The organism is Polyangium mundeleinium (assembly GCF_028369105.1).
Classification (GTDB): Bacteria; Myxococcota_A; Polyangia; order Polyangiales; family Polyangiaceae; genus Polyangium; species Polyangium mundeleinium.
Map to the genome: position 1 here is coordinate 347,200 of NZ_JAQNDO010000001.1, position 24,818 is coordinate 372,017.

Sequence of the window (24,818 nt, forward strand, 5' to 3'; positions counted from 1 at the left end):
TCAAACGAAGCGGGCTCGGCCTCGGGGGGCTCGATCCGGCTCAGCGCATCCGGGTGACGCGTCCGCCGCGGACCTCGTAGACGATGTCGGCGACCGAGACGAGGTGCGAACGATGCGCGACGACGATGCGCGTCGGGGCCAGGTTGGCGAGGACGGCCGCGATGCGCGTCTCGTTGTCGGCATCGAGGTTCGCGGTGCCCTCGTCGAAGAGGATGATCTTCGGCTGGCGGTAGAGGGCGCGCGCGATGAGGATCCGCTGCCGCTGGCCCCCCGAGATCTGCGCGCCCATGTCCCCGACGAGCGTGCCGTACTCCATCGGCATCGCCTCGATTTCCTCGGCGATCGAGGCATCGCGGGCCGCCGCGCGGACCCGGTCCATGTCGATCGTCGCGTCGAAGAAGGCGATGTTCTCGGCGATCGAGCCGGCGAGGAGCGTGTCATCCTGCATGACGGTCCCGAACCGCTCGCGCCAGCCGTGCCGGTGGACGTCGCGGATCGAGGCGTCGTCGAGGAACACGTCGCCCTCGCTCGGCGTCTCGATGCCGAGGATGATCTTGATGAGCGTGGACTTCCCGCTCCCGGACGGCCCCACGATCGCCACGCACGCGCCGGCCGGGACCTCCAGGGAGACGTCGTCGAGCACCAGCGGCTCCGTCGCCGCGTACCGGAAGCGGACGTTCTTCAGCGACAGCGCGCCCGCGCCGTCGACCGGCATGTCGCGTCCGCCCACGGGCTCCGCTTCGGCGAGCATGAGGTCGTCGAGCCGACGCAGGTGGACGCTGACGAGCTGCAGGGAGGACAGGTTCTCGGTGAGCGTGCCGAACCGCTCACGGAACACGCCGCGGTACGCGAGGAAGCCGAAGAGGGTGCCGAGGGGCACGGGATCGGCGCCCACGCCGAGCACTCCGATTCCGAGGACGAGCACCCATTCGACGGCCCCGATGGTCGAGGCGGCCGATTCCACGCCGGTGTGCAGGCGGCTCAGGCGCATGTTGGCGTTGAGGACACGGACGAGGTCGTTCTCCCACAACGCGAACCGCTGGGCCTCCCGCCCCGCGAGCTTGATGGCTTGCACTGCGCGGATCGATTCGAGGAGGCGGGCGAGCTCTTTTCCTTCGGCGTGCAAGAGCTCGTCGGAGAGCTCCCGTTGCCGCGGCAGCGCCGCGAACCGCATCGTGGTCTCGACGGCGAGCCCGAGGATCACGATCGCCGCGAGCTTGGGGCTGAATCGGATCATCAGCGCGGCGGTCACCACGCTGACCGCGAGGTCGATGAGCAGGGGAATCGCCCGATCGGTGACGAAGCGCCGGATCGCGTCGACTGATCGGACGCGCGCCAGCACGTCGCCGAGGATCTGACGCTGGAAGAAGGACACCGGGAGCGAGAAGAGACGCCCGACGATGTGCGCGGAGACGCGGTGGACGAAGAGATTGCCGAACCGCGTGACCAGCACCCCGCGTGTCCACGACGCGCCTGCTTGCACGACGATCATCAATGCAATGCCCGCGACGATCGCCAGCATGGCCGGGTCGGACGTGCCCGCCGCGGGGTGACGGTCGATCAGGGACCGGTATGCGAAAGGCAGGGAGACGATGGATACCTGGAGCAGGACCGTGAGCCACAAGGCTCGAAGCGCGACTGATCGCAGGTGCGGATCGTCGAACCACGCCCGCCGGAAGCTCCGCGAGAGCGCGAGGGGCTCGCGGGAGAACGCTTTCGTCGGCGTGAGCTCGACCGCGATTCCGGTGAAGGAGGGAGATACCGCGTCGATTTTCATGCGCACGCGGCCACGCGCAGGGTCCACGATCCACGCGACGTCTCCCGCGAGTTTCTCCAGGACCACGAAATGGTCCATGTTCCAGTGGAGAATGGCGGGCGTCTTCAGATCACCGAGGCGGTGAAGGCCGATGCGCACGGGGCGCGCCGCGAGGCCAAGCGCCCCCGCGAGGCTCATCAGCATGCGCAGGCTGAGTCCGCGCGGCGTGGTGGTGAGCTTCGCGCGAAGCGCCGCGAGGTCGGCCTCGAGCCCCCAGGACGAGGCGACCATGGCGAGGCACGCGAGCCCGCACTCGCTGGGCTCTCCTTGCAGAATGATGGGGACGGCTCGCGCAGGGCGAGGGGGCGAGGCTTCGTTGTCGGCGACGCTGGCCATGGGCTCAGCGGGCTCCCAGATACAAGGCGACGAGGCCGGCCGCCGCCAGCAACGTCAGGACGGCGAGAATCGCGTGCTCGGCGAGCAATCGGCCTTCCCACGGCTCACCGGCTCCACGTGTGGCGTGCGCAGCCACTGCCTCCGGGCGGTAGAGTCGATGATTGTCCCGCCGGTTGCTCTTGCCGCCTTTTTCCTGGCTCTCGCTCGCCTTGCTTTCGCTCATTGTCGCGCTGCGGAATCGACCGCGTTGCACACGCCCCGCCAGAACCGCTGGCCGGCCTCCGTGAGGGTCTTGCTCTGGTCGAGGGCGGGCCGGTAATCCTCGTCGAACCAGCGCTGGTGGACGCTGAATCGATCCTGCGAGGCGGCGTCGAGCCCGGTCGTCCGGCGGAGCGCGTGGTAGTAAACGATCATGTTTCCCACTGCGTGCGCCCCGGAGAGGACCCGCTCGATCGGCCGGTGCGCCCGCTTGATCGGAGAGTAGTACACTTCGTCGCTCCCTGTCTGCACGAACGGAGCGACCATCGAGTAGAGCAGCATGTGCTGGTGGGCGCACTCATGGACGAGGAGCTCGCCGCAGAACGCCGCGTCGTCGGGCGTTTCGATCGCAATGAGCCCGGGATGATCGTAGGAGCTGCCGGATTGGGCCTCGTGGCTGCCGCTCCGGTCGAGGAGCAAGCACCCCGCGGCCGTGCTCGCGACCCAGGGCGCGAAGAGGGGCGCGCTCTCCAGCAAGAGCCGCCAGGCGGCGCGAATGACGTCGATGCGCTCCTGCGGCGCGGTCACGGTCGCGGGCGGGGCGGGCGGAGGGCCTTCAATCCAGGGGAATCCCTCGACGGAATGGCGCAGCCCGCTGACCGTGACGTACCGCGGCGCGAGACCGCCGCTCGGAAAAACCCTCCACGGGCCTCCCGGCGCCTCGGCCGGGAGGAGGTTTTTCTCCGGCGAGAGGACGTACGTCGCATGGCCCAGATCCGAATGAACCGTCGTCTTGTTTTCCCCCGCCGCGAGGCGGCACGCCCCTTGGATGGGTTCGAGCCACCCGTCGAGGTAAAGCCATTGCGGCGTGTCGATTTCGATCTCCACGACGCCCGACCCGCCCATGCCGCCGTGCAGTGCGGCGAGCTGGAGCGCGGCGAGCGCGGGGGCGTCGTTTCGCAGGGCGAGCAGGGCCAAACCCATTTCGGGGCGCCATGCGCTGCCTCGGCCCGGGGTGAACGCGACGAGGGCGCGGGCGGGTTCGTCCTTTCCCGCCCGCGTCAATACGTCCGCCACCCGGCGGCGCGTCGCATGGAGGCGACCTGCCGCGAGCGAGCGCACGGCGCCGACGGCGTCGCCGTGGACGGGCGACGCGAAGATGTCCGCGTGGGAGGAGATGTCTGCCATGGGTTTGTCCGGCTCAGCGTGGAGGGGACGCCTGTTGCCCGTTCTCCGGGACGCCCCCCGGGTCGGGGGCGGGCGCGGGGTCGATCGCGGCGATCCTGTTCGTGATCTCGGAGAGGGGAATCCCGTTCCGGACCAGGAATGCGGCGATCTCCGCGTAGATGTCTTGCAGCCCCTTGCAATACAGCGATTTGTTGTCGAACCGGAGGGCCTTGGAGAAACGATTGATCGGTCGCCCCGCCTTGCAGATGTTCCACCATCCGCACGCCTTGCACCCTTCCGGTCGTTTCAGCGACGCCTCGGCCTGCTCGCGCCATGCATCCGATTCGACGAGGTCTTCGAGGCCGTGGGTCGCGATGTTGAGGCCCATGGAGGCGAAGCGCGGATCGACGACGCGCAGCGTATCCTCGGGGGCCAGGTCGCCGTTCGACGAGACGGAGATGATGTTTCGATAGTCGTCGCGATACGTCCGGAGGAGGTCCATGGCTTGCGCGCTCACCATCGCGGACAGGAGCTCCGAGAAGACGCGGATGTGGACCTTGGGGTTCTTGTCGCGCAGCCACGCGCGGCAGGCCGAGAGCAAATATCGCTCGACGCCGCGGACGATCTCCTCGTTCACGCCCGAATCCCACGTGTAATCCGGGGTCAAAAAGCTCATGTCGGTCACGCCCAGGGTGTGGACGAAGTGACGGTACACAGCGCCGCCGTCGGCCCCGGGGTTGATCACCGCGAGGAGCCCGGGCGCGCTGAGCCTTTTTTGCGCCGCGGCCTCCTGGAGCAGGCGTAGCCCCGCGACCGTGCGGTCATACGAGCCGCGGTCCTTGAGGTCGAGCCGGTGCTTGTCGTTCACGGCGGGCGGCCCGTCGAGCGATACGCCCACGGAGATTTGATACTTCTCGAAGATATCGATCCACTCGTCGCGGACGAGGACCCCGTTCGTTTGCAGGCCGAAGTCGAAGCGGAATCCTTCCTCGTGCTTGCGGAGCCTCTCGCACATGTCCGCGAACCGGGCGCGTGGCATCAGCAGCGGCTCGCCGCCGTGAAAGATGAGCGTCACCCGCTCGATGCCGTACGTCTTCGCCGCTCGCGCCGAGAACGCCCCGAGAGAGTCGACGACCTCCGGCGACACGAGCGGAGGATGTTTCTTCCAACTGTCGTCGCCGGCGAAAAAGAAATAGCAATAATCGCATTTGAGATTGCAGCGCTCGCTTACCTTGAATACGATGTTCAGATACTCGGCGGTTCGACGGATGTCCTGAAGCATCTCGCGCTGATTCCTTTCGTATCCAAGGCCCGCGTTCGAGCCACCGAGCGCGGCCTCTTTATAAGGAGGCCGCGCCCGGCGGACTCACTCCACGTGGTGGAGGCTTACTTCTGCTGCTGCTTGAACTGGACGTGCAGGCTGAAGCCGCCGCCCGTGACCTCGTCGATGTGGGCCTCGATGAGGTCCTCGGCACCTTCGAAGTCCATGCTGTCCTCGTCGGCGAGGCGATCCTGGATCTGCTTCTCGATGTCGTTCATGGTTTTTCTCCTGCTCGTGAATTGCTCCGGTGAGGAGCAATACTCAGATTTATCAATCTCCGTGTCGTCCCACAAGCACATTCGTTGACGTGTCGTCTTCGGAGAAGGCCGAGATGCGGTTGCGTGTTGTAGAATTCAATTGGTGGTGCAACAGAATGCTCGGAGCGGCCCGCGTCGGCGCTGTTTTGCGTTTTTTGTGCGGAGCGATGAAATTTCTGGGTGGCGTAAGACGAAGTCTCGTACCATCGGCCCCTTCCGCGGGCGCGTCCGCTACGGCCGGAAGAGGTTCCGTTGATGGATCCCCTGATCCAGATCGAGTCGATCACGAAGGTGTACTGGATGGGGCAGATCGAGGTGCACGCGCTCCGCAATGTCTCGCTGGAGATCCGGAAGGGCGAGATGGTCGCCATCATGGGCGCCTCCGGGTCGGGGAAGTCGACGATGCTCAACGTCATCGGGACCCTCGACCGGCCGACGGAGGGGCGATATCGTCTCGATGGAGAGGATGTGGGGGCGCTCGACGAGGTCGAACTCGCGCACCTCCGAAACCGCAAGATCGGGTTCGTTTTCCAGTCGTTCAACCTCCTGCCCCGGGACTCCGCCCTCCAGAACGTGGAGCTGCCGATGATCTATTCGGGTATCCGCCCGTCGGAACGCCGAGCACGTGCGCGGCGCGCGCTCGTGCGCGTCGGCCTCGCCGAGCGTATCGATCATCTGCCGAACCAGCTCTCCGGCGGCCAGCAACAACGCGTCGCCATTGCCCGCGCGATCGTCAATGAGCCCTTGCTCCTGCTCGCAGACGAGCCCACGGGGGCGCTCGACTCCGCCACGACGGTGCAGGTGATGGGCCTCTTTCGCGAGCTCCACGCCCAGGGAATGACCGTGGTCGTCGTGACCCACGACGAGGCCATCGCCGCTTATGCGGATCGGGTCATCACCTTCAAGGACGGGGCCTTGGTCTCGGACGCGTCGAAGTTTGTCGCGGCCAGCCCAGGGGCCGCCGCAGCCGCGCAGGGAGCCACAGCATGAGCGCGAAGCGGAAGCGGCGGTGGCCGTGGCTGCTCGCGCTCATCGTGATCGTCGCGCTCGGCGTCGTGATTTCGCAGCGCGGCGGCGCGGGAGCGGCTCCGCTCGACCCCGCGCTCGTCGTGACGGCGAAACGCTCGGAGTTGGTCCTCGAGGTGGTCGAGACGGGGAAGGTGGAGGCGCGCAACAAGGTCGAGCTCAAATCGAAGGTCCCGGGCCAGGTGGCCGAGGTCCTCGTGGACGAAGGCGCGCAGGTGAAAAAAGGAGACCTGCTCGTCGTCCTCGATCCGACGGATTATCAACGCGAGCTCGCCCGCGCCGAAGCCGAGCTCGCGAACGCGCAGGCGTCGGTAGCTTATGCCAAACTCGTCCTCGGCCGGAAAACCGCGGGTGTCGAGGGGGCCGTCGTCCCCGCGCACGAGCTCGATGCGGCCCGGCACGACCTGGCCACGAAGGACATCTCCGTGCGGCAGGCGCGCGTCGCGGTGGACATCGCCCGGGATCGCCTTCGATACACGAAGATCGTCGCGCCGATGGCCGGCACGGTGATCCAGCGCGGAATCGAGCCGGGCGAGGTCGTCACGCCCGGCGTGCAAGCCACCTTCAATGGCGAGGCGCTGCTCGTCGTGGCGGACCTCTCGACGCTGGTCGTCAAAATCGAGGTGAATCAGATCGACGTGGCGAAGGTCCAGCTCGGGCAGGCCGCGACCCTGACGCTCGACGCGCTCCCCGGGAAAACCTACGAGGCGCGCGTGACGAAGATCGCGCCGGCGTCGACGCGCCCGCAGGGCAGGGACGTGGACGTGTTCCCGATCGAGGCCGAGCTCACCGCGGCTGACGCGCAAATCAAGCCGGGGATGTCCGCCGACGTGCGGATTCGTCTCGACGTACGCCGCGACGTCCTCACGCTGCCGATCGAGGCGGTCCGGGAGAGCGGCGGCAAGGCGCGCGTCACGCGCGTCCACGACGGCCCCGAGGGCCGACAAACGACGGAGGAGGTCGAGGTCGTCCTCGGCGCGCGCACCGATCGTGAGGTCGAGGTGGTGCGTGGGCTCGAGGAGGGGAACCGCGTTCTGCTCGAACCGGGGTCTGCCGCCGCAAACGAGACGCAGATGTGATGTGGACGAGTCACCTCGTGATCGCCGCCAAGGCGCTCGTGGCGCACAAGCTCCGCTCGCTCCTGACGGTCACGAGCATCATGATCGGCGCGTTCGCCATCGTCCTCATGTCGTCGCTCGCCGAGAGCGGGCTCCAGACGCTCAGCCGCGGCATCGAGGAGATCGGCGGCGCTCGGCTGCTCCTCTTCGTGCCCAAGGTGCCGGAGCGCGCCGCGCGCAAGCAGGGCATGTACACGCTCGGCTTCGAGCTGCGCGACAAGGCGCGCTACTTCGATCGGGTCCCGCACGTCGTCGAGACGGCGATGTACGCGTCGCTGGGCACGAAGGACATCCTCTCGGCGAAGGGGAAGCAGGAGCGCACGTCCCTCGTCGCCAGCGACGAAAGCTTCTTCGCGGCCTACGGGATGCGCATCGGTCGAGGGCGCGCGTTCACCGAGGAGGAGAACAAGCGCCACGCGCGGGTCTGCGTCGTCGGCCACAAGCTCGCGGAAAAACTCTGGGACGGTGATCCGCTCGGGCAAAACGTCACCATCGGCGTGCTGCGGTGCCGGGTCGTCGGCGTCCTCGCGAACAACGAGCGGTTCGGCGTCGGGTTCGGGTTCGATTGGGTCGACTTGCTCATCGCGCCGCTCGAGACCGTGGCGGAGCTCTTGCCGCGCACGCGGTTCGAAACGACGGTCGTCGCGAAGACCGACGACGCGACGCAGAACGACGCGGTCAAGCGCATCGTCAACGCGCGCCTCGTCTCGCGCCATCGCGGCGTCGACGATTTCACGATCTACGACTTCAGCTCGATCATGGGGAAGTTCGAGATGATCTTCCTGATCATGGAGGCCGTCGTCGGCCTGATCGCCGGCGTCGCGCTCCTGATCGGCGGGATTGGCGTGATGAACATGATGCTCGTGAGCGTCTCGGAGCGCGTGCGCGAGATCGGGATCCGCAAGGCCCTCGGCGCGACGCCGCGCGACATCGGCGCGCAGTTCCTCGTCGAGGCCATGCTTCTCTCCGGCTTCGGGGGTCTGCTCGGCACGGCCGCAGGCGCGCTCGTCGCGCTGGTCGCGGCGCCGCTGATCGCATCGGCCATCCCGACCTGGGTCGGCTCCGTCTCGACCGGCGCGGCCACGGCCGCGCTGCTCGTTTCACTCGGCCTTGGTGTGGGTTTCGGCTGGTTGCCGGCGCGCCGCGCGGGCGGCCTCGATCCTGTCGTGGCGATGCGGCGATGAGGTTCTTCGATCTGCTCCGATCCGTGCGGTTCGTCGTCGGCGGGCGGCTGCGCGCCCTGCTCACGCTGCTCGGCGTGATGATCGGATCAGGCTCCATCGTGGTCCTCGCCTCGCTCCTTCGAAGCGGGGAAGAAGCGCTGCTGCGCGCCAGCCAGGAGGCCACCGAGAGCGACCTCGTCCAGGTGCGTCGCGAAGAAGCGAACGCGCGAGACCGCAAGCGCACGCGGCGTGAGCTGTCACGTGACGATGCCCGCGCGCTCCGCGCGTCCGGCGGCATCCGCGGCTTCGAGGCGCAGAGCGAATCGACGAAGCGAACGGAGGCACACGCAGGCGACAAGAAGACGAGCATCACGCTCGTCAGCGCCACGCCAACCGCGCGTTCGCTCTATCGCCTCGAGCTCGCGCGAGGTCGTTTCTTCGTCGACGCGGACCTCGAACGTCGCGCGAGGGTGTGCATCCTCGGTCATGAGGTCTGGCAGAAGCTCTTCGGCGATCGGGGCTTCGCTGCGTTCGAAGCCGACGATCTCCCTCGGATCCTCGTCGAGGGGCACGCGTGGACGGTGATCGGCGTGCTCGTGAATCGTCCGATCTTCGGCTCGACGGACAGCACCGACATCTGGAACCGAAAGGTGCTCGTCCCCGAGACGACCTACGACGCGATCCTCTCGCCGAACCACGCCGTGAACCGCATCTACGTGCGACGAACGGACACGGCCGAGGTGACGACGCCGCTCTCCACGCTGCGGAGCATCGTCTCGTCGACGCTCCTGCGCAGGCACCTCGGCGTGAAGAACTTCAAGGTCGAGGACGACGAGAGCAGCAGTCAGGATCGGCTCATCCTGAGCGTGGTGGAGCTCTTGCTCCTGAGCACGAGCCTCATGGCTCTGCTCGTCGGCGGCATCAACATCATGAACATCATGCTCGTGACCGTGACGGAACGGACCCGCGAGATCGGCATCCGCCGCGCCGTCGGCGCTCCACGCCGCGCCATCCTGGCCCAGTTCCTCCTCGAGGCTGCGGCCGTCTCCTCGGTCGGCGGCGCGTTCGGCGTGCTCGGAGGCGTCGGCGTCTCGTGGCTCTTGGCCCAGGTGATGACGCAGGTGGTGGGCCCTTGGGACCACCACGTCGAGCCCTGGTCCATCGGCCTGGGCCTCGGCCTCGCGCTGGTAACGGGCGTGATCTTCGGCTTCTACCCAGCCTGGCGCGCAGCGCGGCTCGACCCCATCGAGGCGCTCCGCACCGAGTAGGCGCGGCGTGCGTCCGGACGCATCATCGAGCGCGATCTTGATCTTGGCGGAGAGGGCGGGATTCGAACCCGCGGTACGTTGCCGTACACACGATTTCCAGTCGTGCACCTTCGACCACTCGGTCACCTCTCCAAGCGCACGCGCGACAACGCGCCGGTAGCTTGGGGCCATCGGCGCGCGTCACGTTTACGCTGGTCTGTGCGGAGAGAGCGGGATTCGAACCCGCGGTACCCGTGAGGGTACACCTGATTTCGAATCAGGCACCTTCGGCCTCTCGGTCACCTCTCCGCGGGCGAAGATGGCAAAAGGCGGCCGCCTGGTCAAGCATCGTCCGTCCTTGCCAACGAAGAAATATCCAGCGTATGGCTCGGGCCATGCCCCCGCTCTCCCAAAAGGCCCGGCAAGCCCGCGCGTTTGGCGCAGCCGCGCTCCTCGTGTCTCTCCTCGGAGCCGAGGAGGCGCGCGCCCAGGCCGCCCCGCCGGCCCAGCCGAGGAAGCCCCGACAGACCGCGATCGACCTCTCGGCGTCGGTCGGCGGCGGCGTTCGCCTCGGCGACGCGCCCCTCTTCCCGGTCACACAGCGCGGCGGGACCCTGTTCGGCCTCGGGCTCACCTACCTCCTGCACCCCCTCTCGATCGGGCTCACGTACGAGCATGTGGGCCTCGGCCGCGAGGACAGCGGCGTCGTGCCCTTCGGCGCCGTGCGCATCGCTCGCTCGACCGACGCCGCGTGGGCCTCGGTCCGCGTGCGTTTTTCCGGCCTCGAGCCCATCGTGCCGTTCCTCGGCGTGGGCCTCGGCGCCGTTTGGCAAAGCGCACACGCCGACGGCGTCTTCCTCATCGATGGAGGGCTCCGCGGGGGACAGCCGTTCTCCTGCTCCGCGACGGACAGCCTGAACCTCGGCCTGCGCGCCGCCGTGGGCGTCGAGGTGCCGATCGGAAAAACCGTCTCGTTCACCGCCGAAGGATCCCTCGACGCCTACCGCCTTTCGAGCGAGGTCATCGAGGGCTGCGCGCCCGGCGCCGGGACGACGAACGCGCTCCTCTTCCGCGTGGGCTTGCTCTACCGCTTCGATCTCAGCGAGGGCCGCGACAAGCCGCTGCCGCCGACGAGCGCTCGTTACGTGCGGTAGTTCGGCGCTTCTTCCGTGATGATCACATCATGCACGTGGCTCTCGCGGAGCCCTTGCGACGTGATCCGCACGAAGCGCGCCTTCTGCCGGAGCTCGGCCACCGTCGCGCAGCCCGTGTAGCCCATGCCCGAGCGCAGGCCGCCGACGAGCTGGAACAGGATCGAGCCAAGCGAGCCGCGGTACGGCACGCGGCCCTCGATGCCCTCGGGCACGAGCTTCTCGTCCGCCGCGCCGCCCTGACCGTAGCGATCCTTCGAGCCCTTGCGCATCGCGCCGAGCGAGCCCATGCCGCGGTACACCTTGTAGCTGCGGCCCTGGTAGAGCACGAGGTCGCCGGGCGACTCGTCCGTGCCCGCGAAGAGCGAGCCGACCATCACGCTCCACGCGCCCGCGGCGAGCGCCTTCGTCACGTCGCCCGAGTACTTGATGCCGCCGTCGGCGATGATCGGGATGCCGTGCCGATCGGCGACGCGTGAGCAGTCGGAGACGGCCGTGATCTGCGGGACGCCGACGCCCGCGACGATACGCGTCGTGCAGATGCTGCCCGGCCCGATGCCGACCTTCACCGCGTCTGCGCCCGCGTCGACGAGCGCCTCGACGGCCTCGGGCGTCGCCACGTTCCCGCCGACCACGTCGATGTGCGGGAAGCGGTGTTTTACGCGCTTCACGGTGTCCAGCACGCCACGCGAGTGCCCGTGCGCCGTGTCCACGACGAGCACGTCGACGTTCGCGGCTGCGAGCGCCTCGGCGCGCTCGTCCGCGTCGGGCCCCGGGCCGAGCGCGGCGCCGACGCGCAGGCGACCGGCCTCGTCCTTCAGCGCGTCCGGGTTTCGATCGGCCTGCAGGAGATCCTTGATCGTGATCAGGCCGATGAGCTTGCCGTTCTCCACGACGAGCAGCTTTTCGATGCGGTGCGCGTGCAGCAGCTCCTTCGCGCGGTCGTTCGAGACGCCCGGCGGCACCGTCACGAGCTCGCGGGTCATCAGCGCGCTGACGGGCTGATCGAGGTTCTTCTCGAAGCGGATGTCGCGCGCCGTCAGGATACCGACGGGCTTGCCGCCTTCGACGACGGGCACGCCGCTGATGTCGTGCTCGTTCATCACGCCGAGCGCGTCGCGCAGCGACTCGTCGGGACGCACGGTCACGGGCGAGGTGATCATGCCGCTCTCGGCGCGCTTCACACGCTCGACCTCGCGCGCCTGCTGCGCGATCGTGAGGTTCTTGTGGACGATGCCGATGCCGCCGGCGCGCGCCATGGCGATGGCGGTGCGTCCTTCGGTGACCGAGTCCATCGCCGCGCTGACGAGCGGGATGTTGAGCGGGATGCGCCGGCTGAAGCGCGCCCGCACGTCCACCTGGTTCGGCAGCACTTCGCTATAGGCCGGGACCAGGAGCACGTCGTCGAAGGTCAGGCATTCGCGGAGCTTGTCGTCGAGCATCAGCTACCTCGCGGAGGCGGCGGGTCTAGCGCGTGCCCGCCGCGAACGCCACGGATCCGGGGCATCGTTGTGTCGGTGCCCACGGCATAACTGTAAATATTTGTAACAATTACGTAAATTTGGCAGCTCAGAGCGCCTGTTTTCAGCATGTCGGACGCCCGTTCGCGAGAGAAGGCGGGCGGCGCGGCGCGGCTATTGAAAGCGGAACACTGCACGCTTAGAAGGAAGATCCCTTGGCGGAACCGGATGCGGGGCTGCTCGCCCCCGGCAAGATCTTCCACGGCCATTACGAGGTCGTGCGTTGCGTCAGCACCGGCGCCATGGGCGCGGTCTACGAGGTCATCGACCAGAAGACGCACCGCCGCCGCGCCCTCAAGGTGATGCTGCCGGGCCTCGTCGGCAGCCCCGAGATGCGCGAGCGCTTCAAGCTCGAAGCCACGGTCACCGCCGACATCGTCAGCGAGCACATCGTCGAGACGTTCGACGCCGACGTCGACGCCGCGACCGGCGCGCCCTTCCTCGTGATGGAGCTCCTGCGCGGCGACGACCTCGCGAACGTGCTCGGCGACCGGGGAAAACTCTCGCCGCCCGAGATCGTCCTCGTGCTCTCGCAGGCCGCGCGCGCGCTCGACAAGACACACGCAGCGGGCATCGTGCATCGCGATCTCAAGCCCGAGAACATCTTCATCACGTACCGCGACGACGGCACGCCCCGCATCAAGCTGCTCGATTTCGGCATCGCCAAGGTGCTCGCCTCCGGCCAGCACGCCGGCATGAAGCAGCAGACGATCAACCTCGGCACGCCGCCGTACATGTCGCCCGAGCAGATCCTGGGCGAAGGCACGATCGATCATCGCGCCGACCTCTACGCGCTCGCCCACATCGCCTACGCGCTGCTCGTCGGCGAGCCGTACTGGCTCGAAGACAGCCGCAAGCTCGAGTCGCTCTACACGCTGCTCTTGCACATCGTGGAGGGCGCGAAGGAGCCGGCCTCGGTGCGCGCGCGCCGCTACGGCGTCGAGCTGCCGCAAGCCTTCGATGCCTGGTTCACGCGTGCGACGTGGCCCAAGCCGGACGGGCGGTTCGTGAAGGCCACGGACCTCGTCCTCGCCCTCGCGCAGGTGCTCGGCATCCCGCTCGACGCGCGGCCGATGACCTCGACCGGCGACTGGGATCTCACGGCGACCTCGGTCCGCAAGCTCGCGGGCGGGCTCTATCGTCCGCCCGCGCCCGGCGCGCCTTCGTCGAGCCCCGGCATGCCCCCGTCCGTGCCGCCGCTCCCGCCTGCGCCCGCGCTCCGGCCGCCGGGCGCCGCGCCGTACGGGCCGTACTCCCATGCGGCGATGGCGACTCCGGCCGCGCGGCCCGCGAAGAAGTCGAACCGCAAGACGATCGGGGCCGTGCTGCTCCTCGCGTTTGTCGTGGGCATCGGCGTCGCGGCGATCGTCCTTCGCTTCTCCGGCCCGGCCGACGCGACGGCCACCACGCCGGCTGCAGGCGGCGTCACGCCGACTGCGCCGACCCTCGCCGCGGCGACCCCCGAGGCCCGCGCACCTTCGAGCGCCGCGGCGCCCGAGGCGCTTCCCGCGACGACGACCGCAACGCCGGCGCCCTCGTCCGCAAGCGCCAATACGCCGGCGGCAGCGACGACGGGCAAGGCAGCAAGCCCGACGACCACGACGACGAACCCCGCGACCAAGCGCACGACGAAGAAGCAAACGGGGTATGATCCGCTCCGTGAGCTTTGAGCCACGCGGTCCCGCTGCGCTGTCGTGCACAGAAGTCGCTCGCTCCCCGCGGACAATCCGCTCGGCGGGCGCTCGCCGTGCGCGCGTCGGATCCGTGCTCATCGCGTGCCTCGGAGCGTCGTTCGTCACCGCGCCGCCTCGCGCCGCGCAGGCGCAGAGCGCGTCGGTCCCCGATCCCGCGGCGGCGGCGCTCTTTCAGGCGGGCCGGGATCTGCTCGATCGCGGCAACTGGAAGGACGGCTGCGCCAAGTTCGAGGCGAGCATGATCCTCTACCCCGCGGCGAGCACGCTGCTCAACATCGCGCGATGTTACGAGCATGAAGGAAAGCTCGCGCTCGCGTGGTCGGCCTACCAGCGCGCGCTCGTCCTGAACCGCGAGACGCAAGGGGAGGAGCGCAAGCGCGCGCTCGAGGACGTGGCGCAGAAGGGGCTCACGAAGATCGAGCCGCGCCTGCCGCGCATCAAGATCGCCGTCAGCGGCGGCGCGCCCCCGGGGCTGCGCGTCACGCACAACGGCAAGGACGTGCCCGTCGCGCTGCTCGGCACCGTGATCCCCGTGGATCTCGGCCAGCAGTCGATCAGCGCCGACGCGCCCGGCTACGAGCCGTTCGCGACGACCGTCGAGGTGGCCGAGGGCAAGGTCATCGACGTCGCGATCGCGCTGCGCACCGACGCGGAGGCTGCGGGAGGCCGTCGCATCCCGATCTGGGCGTGGGCCGCCGGGGGCGCGGGGATCGCGCTGCTCGCGGGCGCGGCCGCGTTCCGGATCGATCAGGCTTACATCGAGGGCAAGCAGTCGGGCATCTGCGACGGCGACGTCCAGAAGAACTGCCCGCCGCTCACGTTTTACGACCCCGCGTCCGACAACACGCGCAAGAACCGGAGCAACGCCCTCTTCATCGGGCTCGGCATCGGGGGCGTCGCGGCGCTCGGCGTCGCCGTCGTCGGCATCGTCACGGCGCCGTCGTCGAAGCCGCGCGTCGCGTCGGCCTCGGTCACGCCGTGGACCTGGGTGGAGCGGGAGGGCGCGGGGGTCGGGATCGGAGGTCGTTTCTGATGGACCGCACGGATCGCAGAGCTCTCCTCGCGCTGGCCCTCGGGCTCGCGGCGATCGGCGCGCCTTCCTGCGCGGCCGAGGACGCCCAGCCGGGGACCCGGATCCCCAACACCACGACCGGCGGCGGCGGGCGCGAGGGCGGAGATCCTGTCTGGCAGAAGAGCTTCGGCCAAACGGCCGTCGACTCGTACCAGAGCGTCCACGACATGGCCGTCCTGCGCGACGAGGGCTTCCTCTTCGCCGTCGTGGATTTCGACGCTCAGCTCGAGATCCCGAACCTCGCAGGCACCCCGTACGTGACCACGGGGAAGCTCGACCTCGCCGTCGTGAAGATGTCCGTCGTCGAGGGCGACGCGGTGTGGGGCAAGCACATCGGCGATCCCGCCGAGCAGTACCGGACCACGGTGGCCGTCGACAAGGTCGGCAACGTCGTCCTCGCGGGCGGGTGGGAAGGGCCGTTCGCCGTCGACGGCGCCATGGCGGCCGCGTTCGGCGGGATCGACGCGTATGCGGTGAAGCTCGACGCGAACGGCGTGGCCCAGTGGGTCTACCGGGTCGGGGACGCGGAGACGCAGTTCGCGACCGACGTCGCGTTGGATCCGGAGGGGAACGTGATCGTGGTCGGCGTGGTGAGGGGGACCGTCGACTTTGGCGACGGCGTCCCGAGCCCGCCGAACCCCGGCACGGACATCTTCGTCGTCAAGCTCGACCCTGCGGGCAAGCACCTCTGGCACCAGCGCGTCGGTAGGGCGGCGAGCGACGACCCGAAGAACCCGAGCGCGTCGGTCGAGGTCATGCCGAGCGGCGACATCGTCGTCGCGGGCAACCTGAACGAGACGCTCACGTTCTCGGGCTGCACGCTCCCGCAGTACGGCGGCTCCGATGCGTTCGTCGTGCGGCTCGCGCCGGACGGCTCCTGCGTGTTCGGAAAGACCTTCGGCCCGGCCGAGGATCAGCGCGCGTACGGCCTCGCGATCGGCCCGTCGAACGAGATCCTCGTGACGGGCGAGTTCGCGGGCACGTTCGACCTCGGCGGGGGCGCCACGCTGAAGAGCCGGGGCGGCACCGATCTCTTCGTGCTCGCGCTCGACGCCACGGGCCAGCACCTCTGGAGCCGCCGCTTCGGCTCATTCGGCAACCAGGTCGGCCGATCGATCGCGGTCGCGCCGAGCGGCGAGATCGTGGTCGGCGGCGAGTACCGGGGCGTGCTCGAGTTCTACGATGAGGACGCGGTCGTCAACGTCCAGAGCGGCGGGTCGCCGGGCGACGTGTTCGTCCTGAAGCTCGACGCAGCAGGGCAGGTCTTGTGGGGGAAGGGCTTCGGCGCTGACGACGGGCAGGCCGCGACCACCGTCGGCGTCGACAGCAAGGAGCGGGTTTTTGTCGGCGGCTTGTTCGAGCGCTCTCTGTCGCTGTCCGCGGACGAGACGCTGATGAACAGCAGCACGTACAACTCCGACGGCTTCGTCTTCGCGCTCTCGCCCTGACGCGGGCTACGTTCGCTTCGCGGCGACGTGGATCTTCCCGGCCGGCCCGTCGTCGAGCCTGCCCACGATCGCCCGCGCCGGCGTGCCTTGCGCTTCGAGCGCCGCGACGAGCGCATCCACGCGTGACGGCTCCACCGCGATGAGCAGCCCGCCCGAGGTCTGCGCGTCGGAGAGCACGAGCTCGGCGGGTTTGTCGATCCCGTCCTCGTAGCTCACATGATCCTTCAGGAAGCGCCAGTTCGCGTGTGTCCCGCCGGGCGCGATGCCTTCCTTCACGTAGGTCCACGCCTCCTCCACGACGGGCACCGCGTCGAGCCACACCGTCGCGCCGCATCCGCTCGCGGCCACCACGTTCCGCAGGTGCCCGAGCAGCCCGAAGCCCGTCACGTCCGTCGCCGCGTGCACGCCTACGGCCGTCATCGCCTCGCAGGCGTCGCGGTTCAGCGTCGACATCAGCCGGATCGCCTTCCCGATCGCGCCGCGCGTGTCCTTGTTCTGCTTCGCTGCCGTCGTCAGGATCCCGATCCCGAGCGGCTTCGTCAGCACGAGCAGATCGCCCGGACGACCTCCCGCGTTCGACACCACGCGATCCGGATGCACCACGCCCGTCACGGCCAGGCCGTAGATCGGCTCGTCCGTCTTGATCGTGTGGCCTCCAACGAGATCGATCCCCGCCTCGCGCGCCTTCTCGGCCCCGCCGCGCAGGATCTCCGCGAGGATCGAGGCGTCGAGCGTGTCGTCGGGGAAGCCCACGAGGTTCAGCGCCGTCAGCGGCTTGCCGCCCATCGCGTACACGTCGCTGAGCGCGTTCGTCGCGGCGACCGCGCCGAAGTCGTACGGATCATCGACGACGGGCGTGAAGAAGTCCGTCGTCAGCACGAGCGCCGTGTCTGCGGAGAGCCGGTAGACGGCCGCGTCGTCCGCTGTGCTCGTCCCGATCATCACGTTGGGATCGGTGATCGGCGGCAGACCTCGGAGGAGCGGGAAGAGGTAGCCGGGCGGGTGTTTCGCTGCGCAGCCGGCGCGCTTGGCGACCTGGGTGAGCCGTACGGTCATGGTTCGTCCCTCGACGCGCTACGCAGGAAGGGGGTGCACCCCGTCGCGGATCCAGCCCTCGCTGATGGTGCGGAACGACGCCTCCGTGCCGAGCCCGGCCATCACCGAGGCGAGGCCCCATTGCAGGCGGTTCACGAACGTGAAGTCCTGCGGCATCTTGGGCACGTGCGGGATGTTCGGGATCGCCTCGCCTTCCTTGAAGGCCAGGCTCTTGATGCCGCGCGCCAGGAACTGCACCGTCTCGCGTGATTTCTCCCGCGAGCAGACCCACGTGCCCTTCGTCGTGAGCGGCATCATGAGCTCCATCGTGTAGCTCCGGTAGAGATCCCAGGTCTCGTCGTTCGGGTCGTAGCCGAGCACCTCGATGCACGCGCGATCGAACTCGACCCAGTCCCCGTCGAGCGCGGCGCGCATGTACCGCTTCATGTCGTTCACGAGGTCGGGCGGCAGCATCTTCACGCAGCCGAAATCCAGGAACCAGACGCGCCCGTCGGGCAGGAAGCGGTAGTTGCCCGGGTGCGGGTCGGCGTAGAGCACGCCGTAGCGGAGCATCGACCGGAACGTGAAGCGCCAGATCGCCTCGCCGGCGCGGTTGCGCGCCTCCTGGCTGCCTTCCTTGCAGAAGTCGGCGTAGGGCGCGCCGTCGGCGAAGCTCGTGGTGATCACGCGCCTCGTCGTGAGCGAGTGGTGGACCTCGGGGATCAGGATGTCCGGCTCGTCCGTGTTGAGGCGGCGGAAGAGGTCGGCCATCTCGGCCTCGCGGCCGTAGTCGAGCTCGGCCAGGAAGACCTGCCGGATCTCGTCGAGCGTCTGCGTCGCGTTGAGCTTGCGCGAGAGCGGCTTGATCATCGTCTCGAGCAGCGAGATGCTCTTCAGGTCGTTCTCGATCGCCTTGTCGATCCCGGGGTATTGCACCTTCACGGCCACGCGCTCGCCCGACTTCGTGACGGCGCGGTGCACCTGACCGATGCTCGCGGCGGCGAACGGCTCGCGCTCCCACTTCGCGAAGACCTCCTCGGGCGGCGCGCCGAGCTCGGTCTGGATCATCTGCGCGGCGGACTCGGCCGAGAGCGGCGGCGCCTTGTCCTGGAGCTTCTTCAGCGCGGCCTGGAATTTGTCCTCGTGGCCGGGCGGGGCGAGGCCGTCGATGTAGCTCGCCATCTGGCCGAGCTTCAGGGGCAGGCCCTTCATCTCGCCGAGCGTCTTCAGCATCGCCTCGGCGGTCTTCTTGACCTCGGCGGCCATGCGCTCTTTCGCGGCGGCCTCCTCGTCCTCGGTGCGAGGGCTCTTCGAGAGCGCGCGTTTGGCGCCTTCGAGGGCGAAGGGGATCGAGCGCGGGGCGAGGCTCGCGAGTCTCGCGAGCCGGCCGAGCCGGGAGGTCGGCGGCTTGTCCTTGGGCTTGTCGTCGGCCATGCGGGGGCGCGGCGCCTTGGGGGCCGCAAGGGTTACTTGGGCTTGGTCGACCAGCATCGTCAAGGGAGATGGCTGCTTGCGCCGAGGAAATCGTGCCGTAGACGATCCTCGCCCCGCCGCGCTACCGTCGCGCCTGCCATGCGTGGGCGCGCATGAACGCGCCTGCGACGAGGAGTTCCCGATGAAGCCTGCCCTCCTGGTCATCGACGTACAGAAGCAGTTTTTCGACGAAAGCCCCGAGACGGCTCGCTCGCTGACGAACGCGATCGAGTACATCAATGCCGGCATCGCGTTGTTTCGCGCGAAAGGTCTGCCCGTCGTCTGCGTGCAGGACATCGGCGAAGAGGACCAACGGGTCCCGGGCACCACGCGCTTCGAGGTGCCCGAAAGCGTGAAGGTCCTCCCCTCGGACCTGCACATTCACAAGACGTACGGAAATTCGTTCAACAAGACGCCGCTCGCGGGCGCTCTGCGCGAGCTCGACGTCGATACCGTCATCCTCACCGGATATTGCGCCGAACATTGCGTGCTCTCCACCTACCGCGGCGCGCTGGACCACGACTTCACGCCGGTGATCCTTCGGGGCTCGCTCGCGAGCGGCGTCGCGGAGAACATTCCGTTCGTGGAGCGCATCGGTGACGTCATTTCGTATGGCGCGCTGAAGCGGGTCCTCGGCTGATCGGGGGCTCGTGGCATCGGGCCATCGATCGATGGGACTCGCAACATGATCCGTCGCGCTGACCTCACCGACCTCCGCGCCGTCTTCGCCGTCGAGCGCGACGTCTTCGGCACGCACGTCTATCCAGACTTTTTCTTCCGGCAGGCGTTCGATCTTTGGGGCGATACCTTTTTCGTGGCCGACGGCGAAAATGGCTCGCTCGACGGATACGGCATCGGAGCCAGCTCGCACGAGCCCGGCGTCCTGTGGGTCCTCTCCCTCGCCGTTCGAGGCGCGTCCCGGGGTCGCGGGCTCGGCAAAGCGCTGATGCACGCGCTGCTCGCGGCGATGAAGGCCCGGGGGACGTCCTCGGCCAAGCTCACGGTGCACCCGGACAATCCGGCCGTGGCGCTCTACCGGAACCTCGGATTCGAGGTCATCGGCGAGGAGCCGCACTATTTCGGCGAGAAGGACCCCCGGTTGGTCATGGAGCTGCGATGGGGATGAAATGGCTCGCGGGGCGGGTCGGGAGAGGGTCAGCCAGTCGCGGAGGCCTCATCGGCGCCGTCGTCCTCGACAGCGCGGCTTGGCGGCTTGATATGGGTGAGCGCGAATGCCTTGAGGAGCGCGGGCTGCGATTGTGAAGCTGCCGCCAGCCGCGCGGTGTTTCTCGCCGAGCGGCACAGGGTCACGATGATCCCGTCGATGACATCCATCTGCTCGGTGGAGAGCTGCGTGCCGGTCCCCTCGCGCGCCTCCGCGGCAGCGCGCAGCGAGGCGGCGGCCGCGGTGAGCGACAGCAACGCCGTCGTCCCCCCGCGTTTCTTCGCGACCTCGACCACGGCCTCGCTGCTCAACGTCGCCCGGAGCGCGTCGAGCTGCGTCGCGAGCTTCTCCGCGTCGTCCGGGAGCACGCTCGTGCGATCGAGCGTCGTCTCCACTGTGCGCGCTGCGTCCTCGCACCCCGCGTCCTCCAGCACGCGGTGCGCGGCCACGAGGACCGATCGCGCGCGTGCGCGCGCGCCCTTCGCTTCCGTGGTCGCGGCGAGATAAGCCTGGCTCGTCGACCTCTTTTTCCCGGCGGCCTCGTCGCGCCCCACGCCTGCGTCGATCAGCGCATTGCGCGCGGCTTCGAGTAGCACCGCGTCCTCGGAGGCGAACCCGCCGTCGAGGAGAGCCGACGCGTGCGAATCGAGGGCGTGGAGGGTCTTGTTCGCCTGCTTGAGCGTGTCGCTGGACCCGTATGCGCGGCCGATGCGGAGGTAACGGTCGCGGCCTTTGGGGGAGATCGTCGCGAGATCGAGGGGCATGTTCGTGTCCTACCTGCGCATATGCGCGGTTCTGAGGTTGTAAAGACGCCGTCAGCGGGAGCGTTCGACGAAGTCGAGTGTGCATTCACGGGTCGGAATTGTGCCTTCGTGCCGGCAACGTTTGCCGCGGCGGAGCGAGCGTGTGCAATCACACGTCTGCGCGCTGCATTCCTGCGGTCGGTGCGTGCCTTCATGGGTTTGATGTGTGCCGTCACACGTCGAGGGCCTGCCTTGGGGTGGGGCGAGCGTGCCTTCGCGGGGAGAGGGTGTGCCCTCCCACGTGGATGGCGTGCCGTGGCGGGGTTGAAGGACGCATCCGCGGGGGAGGGATTTGCCGCGCGGGGGCGGTGGCGTGCAATCTCTTGTCCCCGCGTCGAGGCTTGTTGCAGAACGGCTCGCCAGGAAGAACGCGAGCCCGCGCACGGCGCCACGGGGGTGGCCTGGTGAGGCCTTGCGCAAACGGAAGGCACTTCCATGGCCTGGTCGTCGAACCGCTTTGTTCGGCTTTGGCTCCTCGTGCTCCTCGCTTTGGGCGTCTCGGCATGGCTCCTCGGGTGCGCCGCGACAGGCGCGCACACGCAGGCGTGGGCGCAGACGACGCCGAACGGAATGAGGTTGTTCCGCATATGCCGGCGCCATCCCCACGTCGACCCGAATGCGCGTTATTGGTACGACGTGGGGGACGGGACGCCTCGAACGACGTTCCTGCCGCTCGACGAGCTCTTGGAGAGCCGCGAGGCCAAGGTCATTTATATCCATGATGCCAACGCGCCCTCCGAGAGCCGGAAGCTTCTGGGGATTGCGTTCCAGCATCTCCCCTGCGACAAGCCGCCGCCCCCCCCCGCCGGAGAAGCTCGCGGCGACGGAGAAGGAGGACGGAGAAAAGAAGGGCGAGGCCGGGCGCGCCGAGCCGCCGACGTCGCGGCGGAAATCGCTGCCGCGACCGATCGCGAGACCGTCGGAGCGGGAGCGGTGCGCGGCCTATCGGGAGCCAGGTCAGACGCGGCAACGCGGCGGCGCGGGTTCACGTACGTGCACGAGGATCCTGGTCAAGCGGCCCGGCGGGGAGCCGGCCGTCGCGGAAAATCGACCGCGCCCGGTCGAGGCGCCCGCGCCCGTACCGAAGGACCCGAGCGAGGTGCAGCCGGGTGAAGTATGGAGGTATGAGGACTGGAGCCAAACCCCGGAGGAGACGGCGCGGCTCGATCGAGCCCAGGAGTGCCTCACAGGCGCTTGCCATGCCCGGCACAAGAACTTCCAGCCGAAGGACAAGAAGAAGCCCGCCGGGACGCACCATGGGCAGTCACTGTCAACGGGAAGTGGGAGCGCGGGGGGAGCCAGCACGCCGCAGCCGGCGGCGAAGTCGACGGTCAAGACGAGGACCAAGCCGGTCGGGAAGCCGAACGGAGGGGCGGCGGGGCAGGGGGGCAGCGGGAGCGCGGCGGATCCTCCACCGCAGGCCAAACCGAAGCGGGGAGGCGAGAACCCGGCGGCGGCGCGGGGGCGGCAGGTGCACAAGGAGTTCACGGAGAAGGTCGAGGCGAAGAAGGGAGAGGGGTGGGATCCCCGGCCGAGCATCAAGAAGGATGGCAAGGAACTGCGGCCCGACGCACTCACGCCAAATGGGAATCCGATCGAGCTGAAGCCGAACACGCCGACGGGCAAAGAAGCGGGCAAACGCCAAATGAAGAAGTACGAAGAGGCGTTTCGGAAGAAGGGACGGGTGATCTATTATGAACCCTAAGCGAGTCCTGCGGGACCGAATGAGCCACATCTTCAAGATGCGGGTCACGCCCACGCTCCACGCGGCGGGCTTCAAGAAACGAGGGATCGTGTACGTGCGGGAGGTGGGGAGCGTCCAGCATCTCTACCATCACGAGAGTGACGAGCTCAATACGGCCGAGGAATACAGTTTTACCACGAATTGTGGGGTTTACATTCCCGGGGTCAGAACTGTCTACTGGGGTCCACACAGCGTCGAACCCAAGGCACCTGACGCAGCGGACGGCGTCCTGCACGTGCGACCCGGATTCCTGACACCGGCGGGCAATCCGTGGTGGCATCTCACGTCCTCCGATGGGCCCGAGAAGGACGATGAAGTAGGGCAGGAGCTGCGGCGGCTCGTGGAGACGGCGGCCCTGCCCTTCTTCGACCGGTTCCGGGACGAACGCGCGGTCGCGGAGTTCTGCTCGCAGCCCCGCAAGAAGGAAGATCGATTCATCAATCCCCGTGAAGATACGTTCGAGCTCTTCTATGCCGCGATCCTCTGGAAGCGGCTCGGGTGCAAGGACAAGTGTCGCGAATGCATCGAGCGGGAGCGGTCGAAGACCAAGAAGCGTTATGGCGCCAAGACCGACGAGGCGTTCTTCGCGCGCTTCTCGTGCGACGACGACTGACGCGTTTGCTGCGAAGGGCCGGCCCGCGGGCGCGCGCTCGTGGGCTGCTTCACGGGAGCACCTCGATCGAATCCGGCGTGAGAATGGGCAATTCGCCCTGAATGAGGCATTGCTCTTGCGGCCCGCACTTGTGAATCCGGAGCTTGCCCCGCACCCGCACGCGTTTTCCCACGGTCGTCTTCTGCCAATCCGCGCCGAGGTGCTTTTTCAGGTCGTCGCGCGGGATCAACACATCGGCGACCGACCCGAATCCCTTGCTCGGATGCAGCTCGCCCTCGCGCGTCTCGACGCCCTCTTCGGCCTGCTTCGGCGCATCCGCGGCCTTCGGCTCCTCAGCCTGCTTCGGCGCAACCGCGACCTTCGGCTCCTCGGCCACCGGGGGCGGACTCGCCGCCTCGCGACAGCCCTGCGTGAACACCAGCCCGGCGAGCGTGACGGCAAGGGCGAAACGGCTTGAAACGACGCGCATGAACCCATGATGTCGAGCGCGCTCGGCCGCCGCAAGCAGAGTATCTTGGCATCGCAGGATGAACGCGGACCTCGTCGAGATCCTCCACATCGCGCGCGCCGAGATGGCCGGGCACCTCGCGAAAGATCGCGGCCCGCTCGCCCTTCGCGCGGCCGAGATCGTCCTCCATCCTGCGGCGCTCTCGCTCGCGAAACACCTCGTCGCCTTCGACCACGACCTCGCGCGCCTCGGATCGCTCCGCCGCGCTTCGCTCGTGATGCTCGATCGGTACGGCGTGCGCGCGCGCCTCGCCGACGCCTCGGGCGGCCCGCACGACCTCACCGCGCGGCGCGCAGCTCTGCCCGAGCGTGGCCCTCTCCTCGTCGTGTCGAACCACCCCGGCCTTTACGACGCCCTCGCGCTCTTTTCAGCGGTGGGCCGCGACGACCTCGCCGTCATCGCGGCCGCGCGGGATCTGCTCTTCGCCTTGCCCCACGTCCGCAAGCATCTGCTCTCCGCGCCGCCCGACGCGCGTGCCGGTCTCGCGCTCCGCGTTGCCGCCCGTCACCTCACGCGCGGCGGCGCGCTCTTGCACTTCCCCGCGGGCCGCATCGAGCCGGATCCCCGCCTCGTTCCTCCCGGCGAGAGCGTGCTCCACGCCTTCCAACCCGGCCTCGACGCGCTCGTCACGCTCGCGGCGCGCGCGCGCCCCGACCTCGTCGTCGTGCCCGTGATCGTCTCGGGGGTCGTCTCGCTCCGCGCACGCGCCTTCGCGTCTGCGCTCGCGGGCCACGCGGGGTTGACCGATGCGTTCGTGCCGCTCCTCCAGCTCACGCTCCCAGGCTTCGGCGACGTCGACGTGCGTGTCACGATCGGCCCCGCGCTCGACGTCGCGGAGCTCGGCGCCGAGCCCTCCGCGCACCTGCGCCTCGCCCTCGAACGCCTCGCGCGTGCCCTCCCGCGCCCCCCTGGCGCGGCGCCCGCGGAGCCTCTACGTTGAGGC

23 protein-coding genes and 2 tRNA genes are annotated in these 24,818 nt (G+C 68.5%); 13 read left to right on the forward strand and 12 right to left on the reverse strand.

What is annotated here, in order from left to right; genetic code table 11:
* Positions 1–40: 40 nt before the first annotated feature.
* The 5 genes from POL67_RS01445 to POL67_RS01465 form a co-directional block, all read right to left on the reverse strand.
* Positions 41–2,152, reverse strand: coding sequence for a peptidase domain-containing ABC transporter (locus POL67_RS01445; protein ID WP_271914760.1), 2,112 nt, complete (start codon positions 2,150–2,152; stop codon positions 41–43).
* A gap of 4 nt (positions 2,153–2,156) precedes the next feature.
* Entirely contained in the window at positions 2,157–2,375 is a 219-nt protein-coding gene (locus POL67_RS01450) for a hypothetical protein (RefSeq protein WP_271914763.1), read from the reverse strand.
* A complete protein-coding gene (locus POL67_RS01455) occupies positions 2,372–3,538 on the reverse strand; it encodes an aKG-HExxH-type peptide beta-hydroxylase (RefSeq protein ID WP_271914765.1) in 1,167 nt (388 codons plus the stop codon). The genes POL67_RS01450 and POL67_RS01455 overlap by 4 nt, the downstream gene beginning before the upstream one ends.
* Before the next feature lie 13 nt (positions 3,539–3,551).
* The gene (locus tag POL67_RS01460) at positions 3,552–4,799 is read right to left on the reverse strand and encodes a radical SAM protein (protein WP_271914768.1); all 1,248 of its coding nucleotides are present in this window, start codon (positions 4,797–4,799) and stop codon (positions 3,552–3,554) included.
* A gap of 104 nt (positions 4,800–4,903) precedes the next feature.
* Positions 4,904–5,056 carry a hypothetical protein gene (locus POL67_RS01465; protein ID WP_170228813.1) on the reverse strand — a complete coding sequence of 51 codons (153 nt, stop codon included), beginning with the start codon at positions 5,054–5,056 and terminating at the stop codon, positions 4,904–4,906.
* Positions 5,057–5,350: 294 nt separating this feature from the next.
* On the opposite strand from POL67_RS01465, the gene POL67_RS01470 reads away from it, so the two are divergent.
* The 4 genes from POL67_RS01470 to POL67_RS01485 are packed head-to-tail and all read left to right on the forward strand — an operon-like array spanning position 5,351 to position 9,670.
* Positions 5,351–6,085, forward strand: coding sequence for an ABC transporter ATP-binding protein (locus POL67_RS01470; RefSeq protein ID WP_271914772.1), 735 nt, complete (start codon positions 5,351–5,353; stop codon positions 6,083–6,085).
* Entirely contained in the window at positions 6,082–7,200 is a 1,119-nt protein-coding gene (locus tag POL67_RS01475) for an efflux RND transporter periplasmic adaptor subunit (RefSeq protein WP_271914775.1), read from the forward strand. The genes POL67_RS01470 and POL67_RS01475 overlap by 4 nt, the downstream gene beginning before the upstream one ends.
* Complete coding sequence (locus tag POL67_RS01480) at positions 7,200–8,423, forward strand: ABC transporter permease (RefSeq protein WP_271914778.1); 1,224 nt, start codon at positions 7,200–7,202, stop codon at positions 8,421–8,423. The genes POL67_RS01475 and POL67_RS01480 overlap by 1 nt, the downstream gene beginning before the upstream one ends.
* Positions 8,420–9,670 carry an ABC transporter permease gene (locus POL67_RS01485; protein ID WP_271914780.1) on the forward strand — a complete coding sequence of 417 codons (1,251 nt, stop codon included), beginning with the start codon at positions 8,420–8,422 and terminating at the stop codon, positions 9,668–9,670. Before POL67_RS01480 ends, POL67_RS01485 begins: the two co-directional genes overlap by 4 nt.
* A 44-nt stretch (positions 9,671–9,714) precedes the next feature.
* Here the strand turns inward: POL67_RS01485 and POL67_RS01490 are convergent.
* Both POL67_RS01490 and POL67_RS01495 read right to left on the reverse strand, forming a co-directional pair.
* Positions 9,715–9,802 (reverse strand) — tRNA-Ser (locus POL67_RS01490).
* A 69-nt stretch (positions 9,803–9,871) separates the two neighbouring features.
* A tRNA-Ser gene (locus tag POL67_RS01495) sits at positions 9,872–9,958 on the reverse strand.
* A gap of 86 nt (positions 9,959–10,044) precedes the next feature.
* Here POL67_RS01495 and POL67_RS01500 point away from each other — a divergent pair.
* Positions 10,045–10,803 carry a hypothetical protein gene (locus POL67_RS01500; RefSeq protein ID WP_271914783.1) on the forward strand — a complete coding sequence of 253 codons (759 nt, stop codon included), beginning with the start codon at positions 10,045–10,047 and terminating at the stop codon, positions 10,801–10,803.
* Here the strand turns inward: POL67_RS01500 and guaB are convergent.
* Positions 10,791–12,242, reverse strand: a complete 1,452-nt coding sequence (gene guaB / locus POL67_RS01505) for an IMP dehydrogenase (protein ID WP_271914786.1) — start codon at positions 12,240–12,242, stop codon at positions 10,791–10,793. The two genes, POL67_RS01500 and guaB, sit on opposite strands and share 13 nt — an antisense overlap.
* A 233-nt stretch (positions 12,243–12,475) precedes the next feature.
* Between guaB and POL67_RS01510 the strand changes: the two genes are divergently transcribed.
* The 3 genes from POL67_RS01510 (at position 12,476) to POL67_RS01520 (ending at position 16,534) form a co-directional block, all read left to right on the forward strand.
* Positions 12,476–13,990, forward strand: a complete 1,515-nt coding sequence (locus POL67_RS01510; RefSeq protein WP_271914789.1) for a serine/threonine protein kinase — start codon at positions 12,476–12,478, stop codon at positions 13,988–13,990.
* Positions 13,991–14,084: 94 nt separating this feature from the next.
* Positions 14,085–15,047: a hypothetical protein gene (locus POL67_RS01515; protein ID WP_271914792.1), complete on the forward strand. Its 963-nt coding sequence runs from the start codon at positions 14,085–14,087 to the stop codon at positions 15,045–15,047.
* Positions 15,047–16,534 (forward strand): NHL repeat-containing protein, encoded by a 1,488-nt coding sequence (locus POL67_RS01520; RefSeq protein WP_271914796.1) that lies wholly within the window; start codon positions 15,047–15,049, stop codon positions 16,532–16,534. The genes POL67_RS01515 and POL67_RS01520 overlap by 1 nt, the downstream gene beginning before the upstream one ends.
* Before the next feature lie 6 nt (positions 16,535–16,540).
* Here the strand turns inward: POL67_RS01520 and selD are convergent, their stop codons facing one another.
* Positions 16,541–17,590: a selenide, water dikinase SelD gene (selD, locus tag POL67_RS01525; protein ID WP_271914799.1), complete on the reverse strand. Its 1,050-nt coding sequence runs from the start codon at positions 17,588–17,590 to the stop codon at positions 16,541–16,543.
* An 18-nt stretch (positions 17,591–17,608) separates the two neighbouring features.
* Positions 17,609–19,003, reverse strand: a complete 1,395-nt coding sequence (locus POL67_RS01530; protein WP_271914802.1) for an ABC1 kinase family protein — start codon at positions 19,001–19,003, stop codon at positions 17,609–17,611.
* 181 nt (positions 19,004–19,184) lie between these two features.
* Between POL67_RS01530 and POL67_RS01535 the strand changes: the two genes are divergently transcribed.
* Together POL67_RS01535 and POL67_RS01540 are read left to right on the forward strand one after the other, a co-directional pair.
* On the forward strand, positions 19,185–19,682 hold the full coding sequence (locus POL67_RS01535) for a cysteine hydrolase family protein (RefSeq protein WP_271914807.1): 498 nt from the start codon (positions 19,185–19,187) through the stop codon (positions 19,680–19,682).
* Between the two features lie 45 nt (positions 19,683–19,727).
* On the forward strand, positions 19,728–20,168 hold the full coding sequence (locus POL67_RS01540) for a GNAT family N-acetyltransferase (protein WP_271914810.1): 441 nt from the start codon (positions 19,728–19,730) through the stop codon (positions 20,166–20,168).
* 29 nt (positions 20,169–20,197) lie between these two features.
* On the opposite strand, the gene POL67_RS01545 is transcribed toward POL67_RS01540, so the two are convergent.
* Positions 20,198–20,971 (reverse strand): hypothetical protein, encoded by a 774-nt coding sequence (locus POL67_RS01545; protein ID WP_271914812.1) that lies wholly within the window; start codon positions 20,969–20,971, stop codon positions 20,198–20,200.
* 799 nt (positions 20,972–21,770) lie between these two features.
* Here POL67_RS01545 and POL67_RS01550 point away from each other — a divergent pair.
* Together POL67_RS01550 and POL67_RS01555 are read left to right on the forward strand one after the other, a co-directional pair.
* Positions 21,771–22,715 carry a hypothetical protein gene (locus tag POL67_RS01550; RefSeq protein ID WP_271914815.1) on the forward strand — a complete coding sequence of 315 codons (945 nt, stop codon included), beginning with the start codon at positions 21,771–21,773 and terminating at the stop codon, positions 22,713–22,715.
* Complete coding sequence (locus POL67_RS01555; RefSeq protein WP_271914818.1) at positions 22,705–23,367, forward strand: DUF4304 domain-containing protein; 663 nt, start codon at positions 22,705–22,707, stop codon at positions 23,365–23,367. The genes POL67_RS01550 and POL67_RS01555 overlap by 11 nt, the downstream gene beginning before the upstream one ends.
* A gap of 49 nt (positions 23,368–23,416) precedes the next feature.
* On the opposite strand, the gene POL67_RS01560 is transcribed toward POL67_RS01555, so the two are convergent.
* Positions 23,417–23,836 carry a hypothetical protein gene (locus tag POL67_RS01560; protein ID WP_271914822.1) on the reverse strand — a complete coding sequence of 140 codons (420 nt, stop codon included), beginning with the start codon at positions 23,834–23,836 and terminating at the stop codon, positions 23,417–23,419.
* Between the two features lie 58 nt (positions 23,837–23,894).
* On the opposite strand from POL67_RS01560, the gene POL67_RS01565 reads away from it, so the two are divergent.
* Positions 23,895–24,815: a 1-acyl-sn-glycerol-3-phosphate acyltransferase gene (locus POL67_RS01565; RefSeq protein ID WP_271914825.1), complete on the forward strand. Its 921-nt coding sequence runs from the start codon at positions 23,895–23,897 to the stop codon at positions 24,813–24,815.
* Positions 24,816–24,818: the final 3 nt, after the last annotated feature.